At 73.7% G+C, this 15,476-nt stretch carries 15 protein-coding genes; 13 read left to right on the top strand and 2 right to left on the bottom strand.

Annotated elements, in window-relative coordinates; all coding sequences use genetic code 11:
- The first annotated feature begins 94 nt into the window (after nucleotides 1-94).
- From ACFWV2_RS23805 to ACFWV2_RS23795, 3 genes are all read left to right on the top strand, one after another.
- Entirely contained in the window at nucleotides 95-1,555 is a 1,461-nt protein-coding gene (locus ACFWV2_RS23805; RefSeq protein WP_384407416.1) for a cellulase family glycosylhydrolase, read from the top strand.
- Between the two features lie 109 nt (nucleotides 1,556-1,664).
- The gene (locus ACFWV2_RS23800) at nucleotides 1,665-2,972 is read left to right on the top strand and encodes an alpha/beta fold hydrolase (RefSeq protein WP_384407414.1); all 1,308 of its coding nucleotides are present in this window, start codon (nucleotides 1,665-1,667) and stop codon (nucleotides 2,970-2,972) included.
- A gap of 161 nt (nucleotides 2,973-3,133) precedes the next feature.
- Complete coding sequence (locus tag ACFWV2_RS23795; protein WP_384407412.1) at nucleotides 3,134-3,886, top strand: PIG-L deacetylase family protein; 753 nt, start codon at nucleotides 3,134-3,136, stop codon at nucleotides 3,884-3,886.
- A gap of 15 nt (nucleotides 3,887-3,901) precedes the next feature.
- Here the strand turns inward: ACFWV2_RS23795 and ACFWV2_RS23790 are convergent, their stop codons facing one another.
- Entirely contained in the window at nucleotides 3,902-4,681 is a 780-nt protein-coding gene (locus ACFWV2_RS23790; protein ID WP_384407410.1) for a VOC family protein, read from the bottom strand.
- 184 nt (nucleotides 4,682-4,865) lie between these two features.
- A complete protein-coding gene (locus tag ACFWV2_RS23785; protein WP_384407408.1) occupies nucleotides 4,866-5,846 on the bottom strand; it encodes an NAD(P)/FAD-dependent oxidoreductase in 981 nt (326 codons plus the stop codon).
- 67 nt (nucleotides 5,847-5,913) lie between these two features.
- Between ACFWV2_RS23785 and ACFWV2_RS23780 the strand changes: the two genes are divergently transcribed.
- The 10 genes from ACFWV2_RS23780 to ACFWV2_RS23735 all read left to right on the top strand — a co-directional run bounded on the left by ACFWV2_RS23780 (nucleotide 5,914) and on the right by ACFWV2_RS23735 (nucleotide 15,437).
- Nucleotides 5,914-6,501, top strand: coding sequence for a helix-turn-helix domain-containing protein (locus ACFWV2_RS23780; RefSeq protein ID WP_384407406.1), 588 nt, complete (start codon nucleotides 5,914-5,916; stop codon nucleotides 6,499-6,501).
- Nucleotides 6,502-6,569: 68 nt separating this feature from the next.
- Nucleotides 6,570-7,538, top strand: a complete 969-nt coding sequence (locus ACFWV2_RS23775; RefSeq protein ID WP_384407404.1) for an NADPH:quinone oxidoreductase family protein — start codon at nucleotides 6,570-6,572, stop codon at nucleotides 7,536-7,538.
- On the top strand, nucleotides 7,535-8,716 hold the full coding sequence (locus tag ACFWV2_RS23770; protein ID WP_384407402.1) for an acyl-CoA dehydrogenase family protein: 1,182 nt from the start codon (nucleotides 7,535-7,537) through the stop codon (nucleotides 8,714-8,716). The genes ACFWV2_RS23775 and ACFWV2_RS23770 overlap by 4 nt, the downstream gene beginning before the upstream one ends.
- The gene (locus tag ACFWV2_RS23765) at nucleotides 8,713-9,930 is read left to right on the top strand and encodes an acyl-CoA dehydrogenase family protein (RefSeq protein ID WP_384407400.1); all 1,218 of its coding nucleotides are present in this window, start codon (nucleotides 8,713-8,715) and stop codon (nucleotides 9,928-9,930) included. The genes ACFWV2_RS23770 and ACFWV2_RS23765 overlap by 4 nt, the downstream gene beginning before the upstream one ends.
- Before the next feature lie 87 nt (nucleotides 9,931-10,017).
- Complete coding sequence (locus ACFWV2_RS23760; protein ID WP_384407398.1) at nucleotides 10,018-11,634, top strand: ABC transporter substrate-binding protein; 1,617 nt, start codon at nucleotides 10,018-10,020, stop codon at nucleotides 11,632-11,634.
- Nucleotides 11,631-12,623, top strand: coding sequence for an ABC transporter permease (locus ACFWV2_RS23755; protein ID WP_384407396.1), 993 nt, complete (start codon nucleotides 11,631-11,633; stop codon nucleotides 12,621-12,623). Before ACFWV2_RS23760 ends, ACFWV2_RS23755 begins: the two co-directional genes overlap by 4 nt.
- A complete protein-coding gene (locus tag ACFWV2_RS23750; RefSeq protein WP_384407394.1) occupies nucleotides 12,616-13,452 on the top strand; it encodes an ABC transporter permease in 837 nt (278 codons plus the stop codon). The genes ACFWV2_RS23755 and ACFWV2_RS23750 overlap by 8 nt, the downstream gene beginning before the upstream one ends.
- A 29-nt stretch (nucleotides 13,453-13,481) precedes the next feature.
- On the top strand, nucleotides 13,482-14,459 hold the full coding sequence (locus ACFWV2_RS23745) for an ABC transporter ATP-binding protein (protein ID WP_384407650.1): 978 nt from the start codon (nucleotides 13,482-13,484) through the stop codon (nucleotides 14,457-14,459).
- Nucleotides 14,452-15,123, top strand: a complete 672-nt coding sequence (locus tag ACFWV2_RS23740; RefSeq protein ID WP_384407392.1) for an ABC transporter ATP-binding protein — start codon at nucleotides 14,452-14,454, stop codon at nucleotides 15,121-15,123. Before ACFWV2_RS23745 ends, ACFWV2_RS23740 begins: the two co-directional genes overlap by 8 nt.
- Nucleotides 15,124-15,242: 119 nt before the next feature.
- Entirely contained in the window at nucleotides 15,243-15,437 is a 195-nt protein-coding gene (locus tag ACFWV2_RS23735) for a hypothetical protein (protein WP_384407390.1), read from the top strand.
- Nucleotides 15,438-15,476 lie beyond the last annotated feature (39 nt).

Genomic DNA, 15,476 nt, shown 5'->3' with positions numbered 1-15,476 from the left:
TGTCATGACCCTTGCGAGGCGGTCGGCGTCCCTGCTATTCATCCGTTAGGAAAGTTTCCTTCCAGTCCGCGTTCATCGTTCCGTGGAGACCCCCATGACTTCGGCACGATCCGTACGACCCCGCCTCCGACGCCTCGGCGTCGCCGGAACCGCCCTCGGCGCCCTGCTCGTCGGCCTCGCCACGGCGCCACCCACCGCGAGCGCCGCCCCCGTCACCCACGAGGCCGAGACGGCCACCGTCTCCCGGGGCCTCGTCGAATCCAACCACGCCGGATACACCGGCGGCGGATTCGTCAACTACGACAACGCCGTCGGCAGTCATGTCCAGTGGAACGTCAACGCGGCCCAGGCCGGCCCCGCGACCCTCACTCTGCGCTACGCCAACGGCACCACCACCGACCGCCCCATGGACATCTCCGTCAACGGGGCCGTCGCCGCCTCCGGCACGTCCTTCGCCGGCACCGGTGCCTGGTCCAGCTGGGCCACCACCACCGTCACCACCACCCTCACGGCAGGCGCCAACACCGTCCGCGCCACCGCCACCACCGCCAACGGCGGCCCCAACGTCGACCACCTCACCGTCGACCAGGCCGTCACCCCGCCGCCCACCGGCACCACCCCGGCCGCGGTCAACGGCCGGCTCAAGGTCTGCGGCACCAAGCTCTGCAACCGCTACGGCAAGCCGATCCAGCTGCGCGGCATGTCCAGCCACGGCACCCAGTGGTACGGCCAGTGCCTGACCGGCGGGTCGCTCGACGCCCTCGCCAAGGACTGGAACGCCGACGTCCTGCGCGTCTCCACCTACGTCCAGGAGGACGGCTACGAGACCGACCCCCGCAAGTACACCGACCTCGCCCACTCCCTCATCGAGCAGGCCACCGCACGCGGGATGTACGTGATCGTCGACTGGCACATGCTCGACCCGGGCGACCCGCACCACAACCTCGCCCGCGCCAAGACCTTCTTCACCGAGATCGCCCAGCGCCACCACGCCAAGACCAACCTGCTCTACGAGATCGCCAACGAGCCCAGCGGCGTCGCCTGGTCCCGGATCAAGAGCTACGCCGAGGAGCTCATCCCGGTCATCCGCGCCAAGGACGCCGCGACCCCCGTCCTCGTCGGCACGCGCGCCTGGTCCTCGTTCGGAGTCTCCGAGGGCGCGAACGAGTCCGAGGTCGTGTCCAACCCGGTGAACGCCACGAACATCATGTACACCTTCCACTTCTACGCCTCCTCGCACCGGGACGAGTACCTGGCCACCCTCTCCCGCGCCGCCGACAAACTGCCCGTCTTCGTCACCGAGTTCGGCACCCAGAACTACGCCGGCGAGGGCGCGAACGACTTCGCCATGACCCAGAGGTACCTCGACCTCATGGCCGCCAAGAAGATCAGCTGGGTCAACTGGAACTACTCCGACGACCACCGCAGCGGCGCCGTCTTCAAGGAGGGCACGTGCGCCGCCGGCGGACCCTGGGCCGGCACCGGCTCCCTGAAGCCCGCCGGCGTCTGGATCCGGGACCGCGTCAGGACGGCGGACGACTTCCCCACCTCCTGACCCCGGCCCGCTGACACTCCGGAGCCGCCGAGGCTCCCCGCCCCCGGTACGCCCCCGCCGTGTGATCCACTGTCCTCGCGGGGGCGTACCGAACAGGAGCGGGAACAGCGTGACCACCTACCGGCAGCCGGGACTCGTCCTCACCGACCACCGCTTCCCCGTCCCCCTCGACCACTCCCGTCCCGACGGCGAGCGCATCGAGGTCTTCGGCCGTGAGGTCGTCGCGAGCGGAAACGCCGACACGAGCCGGGAGGGGCTCCCCTGGCTGGTCTACCTGGAGGGCGGGCCCGGTTTCGGAGCCCGCCGCTTCATCGGCCCGCAGGCCTGGCTCGGCCGGGCCGTCGAGGAGTTCCGCGTCCTCCTCCTCGACCAGCGGGGCACCGGCCGCTCCACCCCGGCCAACCGCCAGACCCTGCCGCTGCGGGGCGCCCCCGCCGAGCAGGCCGAGTACCTCACCCACTTCCGCGCCGACTCCATCGTCAAGGACTGCGAGATCATCCGCCGACGGCTCACCGGCGGCGCCCCCTGGACCGTCCTCGGCCAGAGCTTCGGCGGGTTCTGTGCCACCCACTACCTGTCCACCGCCCCCGAGGGCCTGGAACGGGTCCTCGTCACCGGCGGCCTGCCCTCCCTGTACGCCACCGCCGACGACGTCTACCGCGCCGCCTTCCCCCGTATCCGGCGCAAGAACGAAGCGCACTTCGCCCGCTACCCGCAGGACGCCGAACGGGCCCGCGCCGTCGCCGCCCACCTCCTCGACCACGAGGTCACCCTCCCCGGCGGAGGGCTCCTCACCCCCGAGGCCTTCCAGTCCCTCGGCATCCTCCTCGGCTCGGGCGACGGAACCCACCAGCTCCACCTGCTCCTGGAAGGAGCGTTCGTCCCCACCCCCGGCGGACCCGCCCTCGCCGACGCCTTCCTGGAACAGGTCCAGGGCCACCTGTCGTACGCCGGACACCCGCTGTACGCCGTGCTCCACGAGGCCATCTACGCCCAGGGGCAGGGCCCCACCGACTGGGCCGCCGAACGCGTCCGCGCCGAGCACCCCGAGTTCGACGCCCGCGCCGCGCTCGCCGAAGGCGAACCGTTCCTCTTCACCGGCGAGACCGTCCACCCCTGGCACTTCACCACCGACCCCGCCCTGCGCCCGCTCCGCGAGACCGCCGAACTGCTCGCCGCCCGCACCGACTGGACCCCGCTCTACGACCCCGAGCGCCTGGCCGCCAACCGGGTCCCCGTCGCCGCCGCCGTCTACCACGCCGACATGTACGTGGACACCGCCCACTCCCTCGAAACCGCCCGCACCGTACGAGGCCTGCGGACCTGGGTCACCGACGAGTTCGAGCACGACGGGGTGCGGGCCGGCGGGCCGCGCGTCCTCGACCGGCTGCTCGCCCTCAGCCGGGGCGAGATCTGACCCCTCCCGCGCAGGATGCGGCGCGCCCTCGACGCACCGAGGCGCGCCCCGAGCCGCGTGCCCCAGGGCATCGAGAGGGAACTCGCGGCAGCCGGCGCCCGGCTCGTCGTCACGGACCGCGCCCGCCCGACGGTCGCGGAGACGACCCGTATCCTGCGTCCATGATCGAAAACGATGCCCTGGACCTCGCGGAGATGCCCGACGACTGGCAGCGCGCCCTCGCCGTCGTCGCCCACCCCGACGACCTGGAGTACGGCTGCGCGGCCGCCGTCGCCGCCTGGACGGACGCCGGCAAGGAGGTGGTGTACGTCCTCGCCACCCGGGGCGAGGCCGGGATCGACACCCTCGCGCCCGACGTCTGCGGGCCGCTGCGCGAGCGGGAGCAGCGGGAGAGCGCGGCGGTCGTGGGCGTGGACACGGTCGAGTTCCTCGACCACCGCGACGGAGTGATCGAGTACGGGCTCGGACTGCGCCGCGACATCACCGCCGCGATCCGCCGCCACCGCCCGGAACTCGTCGTCACTCTCAACCACCGTGACACCTGGGGCGGCGGCCCGGGCGCGCCCTGGAACACCCCCGACCACCTGGCCGTCGGCCGCGCCACCCTCGACGCGGCGGCCGACGCCGGCAACCGCTGGATCTTCCCCGAACTCGCCGACCAGGACCTGGAGCCCTGGACCGGCGTCCGCTGGGTCGCGGTGGCGGCCTCCAGCACCCCCACCCACGCGGTCGACGCGACCCCCGGCCTGGACCGCGCGATCCGCTCCCTCCTCTGCCACCGCGCCTACATCGAGGCCCTGACGGACGAGACCCCGGAGACGTACGTCCGCGACTTCCTCACCACGACGACCGCCCGGGCCTCGGCCCGCTTCGGCGCCCGCCCGGCGGTGACGTTCGAACTCTTCGCCCGCTGACGCGGTACGGCCCCTTCAGCCCACCGGCGCCGGCTTCAGTACCGCGAAGTTGGCTCCGAAGGGGTCGGCCAGCCAGGCGATGCGGCCGACGTCCGGGATGTCGGCCGGGGGCATGAGGACCGAACCGCCGTTGCCCTGGGTGGAGGTGGCGATCGCGTCGGGGTCCTCGACCGCGAAGTACGGGATCCAGCGCGGGGTCCCGCTGGCGTCCTGGAGTTCGGCGGCACCGCCGAAGGAGGCGTCCTGCTGGTCTCCGTCGGCGGTGGAGACGACCCGGTACGTCATGCCGGGCGCCTCCATCTCCGTCCACCGCCAGCCGAACAGGGTGCGGTAGAAGCCGAGGACGGTCTCCGGGTCGGGGACGTGCAGTTCCGCCCAGACCAGGGTGTTGGTCGACGAGGTCCGCTCCAGGCCCTCGACACCGCCGGGCTGCCAGATCGCGAACTGGGCGCCGGCGGGGTCGGTGAGGGCGGCCATCCGCCCCGCGTCCATGACGTCGAAGGCCGCGAGGCGCACCGTGCCGCCCGCCGCCTCCGCGGCCTGCTGGGTGGCGTCCGCGTCCGGGGTCTGGAAGTACACCGTCCAGGCGCTGTGGGCGCCCTCCTCGGTGAGCGGGCCCAGCGCGGCGACCGTGCTGCCGTCCTGCTGGAAGAAGCCGTAGCCCCCGGCGTCGGGTCCCGCGGAGCGGAACTCCCAGCCGAGGACGGCGCCGTAGAACGCCGCCGCCACCTCCGTGTCGGGGCTGCCGAGGTCGAGCCAGTTGGGGGAGCCCTTGGTGAACTGCGTTCCGAGCATGGAGGTGTCCTGTCCTTCCGTCGTCCGCGGCCGGGGCCGCGCGCCGCACCCGCCGACCGGGGCCGGTCGTCCCGGGGGAGCCGTGCGAGCCCTCGGAGCCGTGCCTGACGACCCCTCCGGCCTTCGGTCACCCTGACCGATCCTCGCCTCTCGGCCCGTACGGCGCAGCCCCAGCCGTCGGGGTTCATCCGACCGGCCGACCGGCCACCTTCGCCTCCAGGTCGGCGAGGACCAGCTCGCCGTGGAGGGCCGCGCCGGCCCGGTAGCCGCGGCTCACCGCGTTGACCACCTGTTCCGTCGGCCCCGTCACGTTCCCCGCCGCCCACACGCCGGGCACGCTGGTGCGGCCCGTCTCGTCCACCACCGCGAACTCCCCGAACGGCGTGGCACGCAGCTCCGCGCCGAGCTGCCGCAGCACCCCGTCGCGGGCCGCGAGCCGCGAAGCCCCGGCGAAGAGGACCGAACGGGCCACCGTCCGGCCGTCCGCGAGCCGCACCCCCGTCAGCCGGTCGTCCTCCACCACGAGCCCCGCCACCTCACCCCGCTCGACCCGGACGCCCGCCGCGTCGAGGAGGGCCGCGTCGTGCTCCGACAGCTCACCCGCGGTGTGGAGGAACAGCGTCACGTCCTTCGACCAGTGGGCGACCATGAGCGCCTGGTGCGCGGGCATCGCCGGGTGGGCGATCACCCCGAAGGGCTCGTCGCGGACCTCCCAGCCGTGGCAGAACGGGCAGTGCAGCACGTCCCGCCCCCACCGTTCGGCGAGCCCGTCGATCGCGGGCAGTTCGTCGACGAGGCCGGTGGTGACCACGAGCCGCCGGGCGCCGACGGTGTCCCCGTCCGCCAGGGTGAGGGTGAAGCCGCCCCGTCCGTCCGGCGCCGCGCCCGTCACCTCGCCGGCCCGCCACTCGACCCCGTACCGGGCGATCTCGGCCCGCCCGGCCGTCAGGTAGTCCGTCGGGCTCATGCCGTCCCGGGACAGGACGCCCTGCATGTGCGCGGCGGGGGCGTTGCGCGGTTCGCCCGCGTCGACGACCAGGGTCCGCCGCAGGGAGCGGCCGAGGATCAGGGCGGCGCTGAGCCCGGCCGCGCCCCCGCCGACCACCACGGCCTCGTACCCGTCAGGCTCGTACCCGTCAGGAAGGTTCTCCAGGTGTGTGTTCATGGGACGAGAGTCGCTCGGGCCTGAGGGTGACGGCAAATGTACTTGCCGTTTCTGCAACACTGGACGCATGACCGAAGACGACCGCATCGACGAAGTACTGAACGACGTCGGCCCCCGCCTCCGCCGCGTCCGCCGCGACCGCGGGGTGACCCTGGCCGAACTCTCCGCCGCCACCGGCATCTCCGTGAGCACCCTGTCCCGCCTGGAGTCCGGGCAGCGCAGACCCAGCCTCGAACTGCTCCTGCCGCTCGCCCGCGCCCATCAGGTCCCTCTCGACGAACTGGTCGGCGCCCCGGCGACGGGCGACCCCCGGGTCCGCTCCAGGCCGATCGTGCGCCACGGCCGGACGATGTTCCCGCTGACCCGGCAGCCCGGCGGCCTCCAGGCGTACAAGGTGATCCAGGAGAAGCCGACGGAGTCGCCGGAGCCGCGCGTCCACGAGGGCTACGAGTGGCTGTACGTGCTCTCGGGCAGGCTCCGGCTGGTCCTCGGCGAGCACGACGTCGTCCTCACGGCCGGCGAGGCGGCCGAGTTCGACACCCGCGTCCCGCACTGGTTCGGACCGACGGAGGACGGGCCGGTGGAGTTCCTCAGCCTCTTCGGCCCGCAGGGGGAGCGGATGCACGTACGGGCCCGCCCGAAGAAGTCCGGCTGACCCCGTTCCCCCGAGTGCAAGCGACCGCTTAGTATGCACCGACCGCTCGGTACGGAGGAGGCTTCCGGATGCAGGCATGGCGTGTGTACGAGAACGGGGAACCCGGCGCGGTGATGCGCCGCGAGGAGGTGACACCGCCCACGCCCGGCGACGGCCAGGTCCTGCTCAAGGTCCGCGCCGCGAACGTCAACTTCCCCGACGCGCTGCTCTGCCGCGGCCACTACCAGGTGCGGCCCCCGCTGCCCTTCACCCCCGGCGTGGAGGTCTGCGCCGAGACCGAGGACGGCCGCAGGGTCCTCACCACCGCCGCCCTCCCGCACGGCGGCTTCGCCGACTACGTGCTCGCCGACGCCGCCGGACTGCTCCCGGCCCCCGAGTCGCTCGACGACGCCGAGGCCGCCGCGCTCCACATCGGCTACCAGACCGGCTGGTTCGGCCTCCACCGCAGGGCCGCCCTCAAGGAGGGCGAGACCCTCCTGGTCCACGCCGCCGCCGGAGGCGTCGGCAGCGCGGCCGTCCAGCTCGGCAAGGCGGCCGGCGCCACCGTCATCGGCGTCGTCGGCGGACCCGAGAAGGCCGCCGTCGCCCGCGCGCTCGGCTGCGACGTGGTCGTCGACCGGCGTTCCGAGGACGTCGTCGCCGCCGTCAAGGCCGCCACCGGCGGCCGTGGCGCCGACGTGATCTACGACCCGGTGGGCGGCGACGCCTACCAGCAGTCCGCGAAGTGCGTCGCGTTCGAGGGGCGCATCATCGTCGTCGGCTTCGCGAGCGGCACCGTCCCCGCCCCCGCCCTCAACCACGCCCTGGTGAAGAACTACTCGGTCCTCGGTCTCCACTGGGGCCTGTACGCCGTGAAGGACCCCGCCTCGATCGGACGCTGCCACGAGACCCTCACGGCCTACGCGGCCAAGGGCGTGATCAAGCCGCTCATCGGCGAACGCGTCCCCTTCGCCGGCGCGGCCGACGCCGTCCAGCGCGTCGCCGACGGCACCACCACGGGCCGCCTCGTGGTCCTCCCGGAAGGAGCCCGCGCATGACCCGAGCCGACGAACTCCGCGCCCGCACACGGAAGCTCCTCCAGGAGCACCCGCCCGCCACCACCGAGCGCACCGAGTTCCTGCGCGCCCGCTTCGACGCCGGACTCGCCTGGGTGCACTACCCGGTCGGCCTCGGCGGACTCGACGCGCCCCGACCGCTCCAGGCCGTCGTCGACGCCGAACTCGCCGCCGCGGGAGCCCCCGACAACGACCCGCGCAAGATCGGCATCGGCCTCGGCATGGCCGCCCCCACCGTCCTCGCCCACGGCTCCGACGAGGTCAGGCAGCGCTTCCTGCGCCCGCTCTGGGTCGGGGAGGAGGTGTGGTGCCAGCTCTTCAGCGAGCCCGGCGCGGGCTCCGACCTCGCCGCCCTCGCCACCCGGGCGGTCCGGGACGGCGACGACTGGGTGGTCGACGGCCAGAAGGTGTGGACGTCCAGCGCCCACACGGCCCGCTGGGCCATCCTCATCGCCCGCACCGACCCGGACGCGCCCAAGCACCGGGGCATCACCTACTTCGTCTGCGACATGACGGATCCCGGCGTGGAGGTCAGGCCGCTGCGCCAGATCACCGGCGAGGCCGAGTTCAACGAGGTGTTCCTCACCGGGGTCCGCATCCCCGACGCGCACCGCCTCGGCGAGGTCGGCGACGGCTGGCGGGTCGCCCAGACCACCCTCATGAACGAGCGGGTCTCCATCGGCGGCGCCCGCATCCCCCGCGAGGGCGGAATGATCGGGAAGATCGCCGCGACCTGGCGCGAGCGGCCGGAGCTGCGCACCCACGACCTGCACCGGCGCCTCCTCGACCACTGGGTCGACGCCGAGGTGGCCAGGCTCGCGGGGGAGCGGCTCCGGCAGCAGCTCGTCGCGGGCCGGCCCGGTCCCGAGGGCAGCGCGATGAAGCTGGCCTTCGCCCGCCTCAACCAGGCCATCAGCGGCCTGGAGGTCGAACTCCTCGGTGACGAGGGGCTGCTGTACGGGGAGTGGGAGATGCGCCGCCCCGACCTCGTGGACTTCACCGGCCGCGACGCCGGCTACCGCTATCTGCGGTCCAAGGGCAACTCGATCGAGGGCGGCACCAGCGAGGTGCTGCTCAACATCGTCGCCGAGCGGGTCCTCGGCCTGCCGCCCGAGCCCCGTAACGACAAGGACGTCGCCTGGAAGGACCTCGCCCGATGACCGACGTGACGGAACCGACGGAACAGCCGCTCGACCTCCTCTACTCCGAGACCGAGGACGACCTGCGGGCCGCCGTGCGCGCCCTCCTGGCCGACCGGGCCGGCCACCAGACCCTCCTCGGCCGGATCGAGACGGACAGCCCGTACGTCCCCGGCGTGTGGAAGTCCCTCGCCACCGACATCGGGGCCGCCGGCCTGCTCGTCCCCGAGAAGCTCGGCGGCCAGGGCGCGAGCCACCGCGAGGCCGCCGTGGTCCTGGAGGAGCTCGGCCGTGCGGTGACCCCGCTGCCGTACCTCACGAGCGCGGTGGTGGCCACCGAGACCCTGCTCGCGCTCGCCGGTGAGAGCGGGGCGGCGGCCGAACTGCTCGCGGACCTGGCGAGCGGTCGCGCGGTCGCGGTCCTCGCCGTACCGCTCTCCACCGCACCGGACACCGGGCCGCAGCTCGCGGCCGCCACGGCGGCGGCCGACGGGGCGGGGACCGCCGCCGGGACCGGCGCCACCGGGGCCTCCGCCGACGCCGCCGTGCCAGCCGCCACCTCCACGGCCGGCGTCGCCGCCACCTCCACGGCCGGCGTCGCCGACGCCGCCGCGGCCGACGTCTTCCTCGTCCCCCGCGCCGACGGGCTGTACGCCGTCCCCGCCGGGGAGGCCTCGGTCGAGCCGCAGACCCCGCTGGACCTCACCCGGCCGTTGGCCCGGGTGACCACCCCGGCCGGGAGCGGCACCCGGCTCGCGGGTCCCGAGGCGGGCCGTGCCGCGGTCCGGCGCGGGCTCCTCGCCGGGGCCGGCCTCCTCGCCTCCGAGCAGCTCGGCCTTGCCGAGTGGTGCCTGGAGGAGACCGTCCGCCACACCCGTGAGCGCCACCAGTTCAACCGGCCGGTCGGCTCCTTCCAGGCCCTGAAGCACCGCATGGCCCAGCTCTGGCTGGACCTGGTCGGCGCCAGGGCGGCCGCGAGGGCTGCCGCGGACGCGCTCGCCACCGGCAGCGAGGACGCGCCGCTGATCGTGGCCGTAGCCCAGGCGTACTGCTCGAAGGTGGCCGTCCGGGCCGCCGAGGAGTGCGTCCAGCTGCACGGCGGGATCGGCATGACCTGGGAGCACCCCGCGCATCTGGTGCTCAAGCGGGCGAAGTCCGACCAGATCGCTCTGGGGTCGGCCGGCCGGCATCAGGACGCGATCGCCGCCCTGGTCGGCCTGGCGCCGCCTTTGTAAGGGGCCCCCGTGTCCACACCCCTTTACATACTGTTTAATTGCAAGCTGTTCGCAATAACAGTTGATCTTCAAAGAGGTGTGGACACGATGACCGCCCGATCCCTCCGCGGCACGGCCGCCGCGACACTCGCGGGGGCCCTGGCCCTCACCGCGGCGGCCTGCACGAACCCCGGCTCCCCTGCCGGGGGCGCCGGCGGACCCAAGGATTCCGCGGTCGTCGGCATCGCCTACGAGCCCGAGACCCTCAGCCCGCTCCTCGGCTACGGCAAGGACGGCAACTCCAAGATCTTCGACGGGCTCCTCGCCTTCGACGCCGACATGAGGCTGCGGCCCGCGCTCGCCGCCGCGCTGCCCCGCGTCGGCGACGGCGGCCTCACGTACACGTACACCCTCCGCGACGGAGTCACCTTCAGCGACGGTGCCCCCTTCACCGCGAAGGACGTCGTCTTCACCTACCGGACGATCCTCGATCCGATGACGAACAACGCCTCCCGCACCGAGCTCGACGCCCTCAAGAGCGTCGAGGCGGTCGGCGACGACACCGTCGTCTTCCGGCTCAAGTACCCGTACGCCCCCTTCGCCGAGCGCACCGTCCACGCCATCGCCCCCGAGCACGTCGCCGCGAAGCAGGACGTCAACACCGGCGCCTTCACCACCAAGCCGATAGGCACCGGCCCGTACGTCCTCACCGGCTGGTCCAAGGGCGAGAAGCTCAGCTTCGCCGCCAACCCGACCTACTGGAACGGCGCGCCGCAGGTGAAGAAGTTCACCATGGCGATCATCAAGGACGACGACGTCCGCGCCACCCGGCTGCGCGCCGGCGACCTCGACGGGGCGGTCCTGCCGCCCAACCTCGCCGCCGGCTTCGAGAACGACAGGACGAAGAAGACCTGGGCGGCCACGACCTACGACTACCGCACGGTCACCCTCCCGACCCACCACCGCGTGACCGGCGACACCGCCGTCCGCCGCGCCCTCGACATCGCCGTCGACCGCCGGGCCATGGTCGACAAGATCCTCGAAGGGGCCGGAAAGCCCGCCTACGGACCCGTGCCCACCGACAGTCCCTGGTTCACCAAGGGCACCGAACGCCGCCACGACCTCGCCGGCGCGCAAAAGATCCTCGACGAGGCCGGCTGGAAGCCCGGCCCCGACGGCATCCGCGTCAGGAACGGCGTCCGCGCCGCCTTCCCGCTCTGGTACCTCTCCGGCGACAAGCTCCGCCAGGACCACGCCCTCGCCTACGTCTCCGACGCCAAGAAGGCCGGCATCGACATCACGGCCCAGGCCGGCACCTGGGAGGTCATCGAGCCCCGGATGAAGACCGACGCCGTCCTCGCGGGCGGCGGCTCGCCCGGTGACCCCGACTTCGACCAGTACCTGCTCCTCACGTCCTCCCTCGGCGGCGACGGCTTCAACAACATGGCCTGGTACGACAACAAGACCGTCGACCGCGCCCTGGAGGCCGGCCGCCGTACGAACGACCCCGCCGAGCGCCGCGCCGCGTACGACACCGTCCAGCGGGAACTGGTGAAGAACCCCGGCTACACCTTCCTCACCCACATCGACCACCTCTACGTCGTCGCCGACTCCTGGGACGGGCCGAGCACCCAGGTCGAGCCGCACGACCACGGCCTCGCCTCCGGCCCCTGGTGGAACGTCCAGAGCTGGAAGCCCAAGCAGGCCGGAGCGGTGCGGAAGTGAAGCGCCGCCTCCCCTGGGGGGCCATGGCCCGGATGACGGGACGGCGCCTCCTCGCCGCCGTCCCCGTCCTCCTCGGCGTCACCTTCGCGGTGTTCGCCGTCGCCGAAGCCTCCCCCTTCGACCCCGTCAAGGCCTACGCGGGCACCGCGGGACTCACCGCCTCGCAGGAGAACCTCGACCAGCTCCGCGCCAACCTCGGCGCCGACCGCCCCCTCCTCACCCGCTGGTGGGAGTGGCTCACCTCCGCCCTCGGCGGCGACCTCGGCGACTCCTCCGTCATGCGCCGGCCCGTCGCCGAGGTCATCGGGGAACGCCTCGGCTGGTCCGTCCTCCTGGCCGTCACCGCCTTCCTCGTCGCCATCGCCCTCGGCACCCTCCTCGGCGTCCTCGCGGGCCGCCGCCGCGGCGGCCTCCTCGACCGGGCCGTCAGCTCCGTCGCGTACACCCTGGAAGCCGCCCCCGCCTTCTGGCTCGGCCTCCTCGCCATCTGGTTCTTCGCCCTGAAGCTGGGCGTCCTTCCGGCCGGCGGCCTCACCGACACCGCGAGCGACACCGTCACCCTCGACCAGGTCGCCCACCACCTCGTCCTGCCCGCGCTCGTCCTCGGCGTCTCCCAGCTGCCCTGGTTCTTCCTGTACGTCCGCCAGGGCGTCGGCGACGCCCTCGACGAGGACCCCGTGCGCGGCGCCCGCGCCCGCGGTCTGAGCGAACGCACCGTGCTCACCGGCCACGCCCTCCGCTCCGGAATGCTGCCCATGCTCACCCTCGTCGGATCCCGCGTCCCCGAGCTCATCACCGGCGCCCTGCTCGTGGAGACCGTCTTCAGCTGGCCCGGCATCGCCGCCGCGACCGTCACGGCCGCCACCTCCGTGGACTTCCCGCTGCTCGCCGCGCTCACCGTGCTCGCCACCGCGGCCGTCCTCCTCGGCAACCTGCTCTCCGACCTGCTGTACGGACTCGCCGACCCGAGGGTGGGCTTCGATGGCTGACCCGCGCACCCACCGCCTGCGGCTGTGGAGCTCCGTCCTGACCGTCGGCGTCGTCCTCCTCGCCGTGCTGCTCGTGCCGCCGCTCGTCCAGCTCGACGAACAGGCCGTCGACCTCTCGCGCAAGCTCCTCCCGCCGTCCCCCGACCACCCCTTCGGCACCGACGACCTCGGCCGTGACCTCCTCCTGCGCTGCGTCTACGGCCTGCGGATCTCACTCCTCGTCGGACTCGTCGCCGCGCTCGTCGCCACCGTCGTCGGCACCGCCGTCGGAGCGGCCGCCGGTGCGCTCGGCGGCTGGGCCGACCGCTGCCTCATGCGGCTCGTCGACGCCTTCTCCTCCGTACCGCACCTGCTGCTCGGCATCTTCGTCGTCGCCCTCTTCCGGCCCGGCGTCTGGCCCGTCATCGCCTCCGTCGCCGTCACCCACTGGCTCTCCACCGCCCGCATCGTGCGCTCCGAGGTCCTCTCCCTGCGCACCCGCCCCTACGTCGACGCCGCCGTCTCCGGAGGCGCCTCGCGGTGGCGCGTCACCGTCCGCCATCTGCTGCCCGCCGTCCTGCCGCAGGCCGGGCTCGCCGCCGTCCTGATGGTCCCGCACGCCATGTGGCACGAGTCCGCGCTGTCCTTCCTCGGCCTCGGCCTGCCCAGCCACCAGGCCAGCCTCGGCAACCTCGTGCAGAACGCGCGCTCCTCGCTGCTCGCCGGGGACTGGTGGCCCACCCTCTTCCCCGGCCTCCTCCTCATCGTCCCGACCCTCGCCATCGCCGGCCTCGCGGGCGTGTGGCGGGACCGGCTCAATCCGCGCCGCCGATCGGAGCTGATGCTGTGAACGCCCCCCTCGCGCCGCAGGGCAGGGTCCTGCGCGCCCTCGACGCCGTCACCGCCGAACGGGCCGAGGACGCCGTCCTCAGCGTCCGCGACCTCACCGTCCGCTTCCGGCTGAGCGGCGGCCGGTCCGTCGCCGCCGTCACCGGCGCCGACTTCGACCTGGCGGCCGGGGAGTGCCTCGCCCTCGTCGGCGAGAGCGGCTGCGGCAAGTCCGTCCTCGCCTCCGCCCTCCTCGGGCTCCTCCCCGGCAACGCCGAGACCTCCGGTACGGCGTGGCTGGACGGCACCGACCTGCTCGCCGCCGACGAGAAGGCCCTCGCCCGGACCGTACGGGGCCGCCGCGTCGGCCTCGTACCGCAGAGCCCCGCCGCCCACCTCACCCCCGTCCGCACCGTACGGTCCCAGCTGGAGGAGACCGTGCGCGCCCTCACCGGCACCTCCCGCCGCGCCCGGCGGAAGGCCGCGGAGGACGCCGCGGAACGGGCCGCCTTCCCCGCCGGACACCTCGACCGGTACCCCCACGAACTCTCCGGCGGCCTCGCCCAGCGCGCCGCCACCGCCCTCGCCCTCATCGGCGACGCCCCCCTGCTGCTCGCCGACGAACCCACCACCGGCCTCGACCGCGACCTCGTCGACCGCACCGTCGACGAACTGCGGCGCCACGCCGACGACGGCCGAGGCCTGCTCCTCATCACCCACGACCTCGCCGCCGCCGAACGCATCGCCGACCGCGTCGCCGTCATGTACGCGGGCCGCATCGTGGAGATCACCCCGGCCCCCCGCTTCTTCGGCCCCACAGGACCCCGCCACCCCTACGCCCGCGGCCTCCTGGACGCCCTCCCCGACCGGGCGTTCACCCCGATCCCCGGCATGCCCCCGGAACTCTCCGCACTGCCCGAGGGCTGCGCCTTCGCCCCACGCTGTCCCCGCGCCACCGCACTCTGCGCCACCCCGCCCGCCGTCACCGCCGGCGTGGCCTGCCACCACCCGGAGCACCCCCGTGCTTGAACTCGACGACGTCACCGCCGGATACGACCGCCGCGACCCCGTCTTCCGGGGCGCCTCGCTCACCGTCGCCCCCGGCGAGTCCGTCGGGCTCCTCGGCCCCAGCGGCTGCGGCAAGTCCACCCTCGCCCGCGTCGCCGCCCTCCTCCACCGCCCGGAGACGGGCCGCCTCGTCCTCGACGGGACCGAGGTCCGGGCCTGGCGCCACCGCGCCCCGCGCGCACTGCGCACCGCCGTCGGCGTCGTCTTCCAGCAGCCCCGCACCGCCGCCGACCCGCGCCTCACCCTCGCCGACCTGATCGCCGAACCGCTGCGCGCCACCGGCCGCCGCGCCGAGGCCGCCGACCGGGTCGCCGAACTCGCCCCGGCCGTCGGACTCACCGGCGACCTGCTCACCCGCCGCCCCCACGAGGTCAGCGACGGACAGCTCCAACGCGCCTGCCTCGCCCGCGCGTTGACCCTGCGGCCCCGATGGCTGATCTGCGACGAGATGACCGCGATGCTCGACGCCTCCACCACGGCCGCCCTGGTCGCCGCCGTCGAGACCTACCGCGCCGACACCGGCGCCGGACTCCTCGCCGTCGGCCACGACCGCGTCCTGCTGACCCGGTGGTGCGACCGTACGGTGGAGTGGAAGGACTGCCTGCCCGGGGCCCCCGGCGACTGAGCCCGGCCCAACCTCACCCGTATGGGCGCCCCGCCATACGCCCGGACGGACCGTACATTCCGCCACACTGTCCGCCGAACGCCGCAATTCCGGTGCGGCGCAAGAAGGACGTGAGAGCGATGGCCGTTTCCATTTCTGTCCTGGTGCTGCTGCTGATCCTGGCCGTGATCTTTTTGCGGAGCGGCGGGCTCAAGCTCACGCACGCCCTCGTCTGCCTCCTGCTCGGCTTCTTCCTCGCCGGCACCAGCATGGCGCCCACCATCCACAACGGCGTCGCCGCGACCGCCGACGTCGTCTCCAGCCTCAGACCCTGAGCGTCCGGCGCCCGCGCGCACGGGAAGCCGCCCCGGGAC

The sequence above is a fragment of the Streptomyces sp. NPDC058671 genome, from assembly GCF_042716475.1.
Classification (GTDB): domain Bacteria; phylum Actinomycetota; class Actinomycetes; order Streptomycetales; family Streptomycetaceae; genus Streptomyces.
Note: the sequence above shows the minus strand (reverse complement) of the source record. Positions and strands in the feature narration are given on the sequence as shown.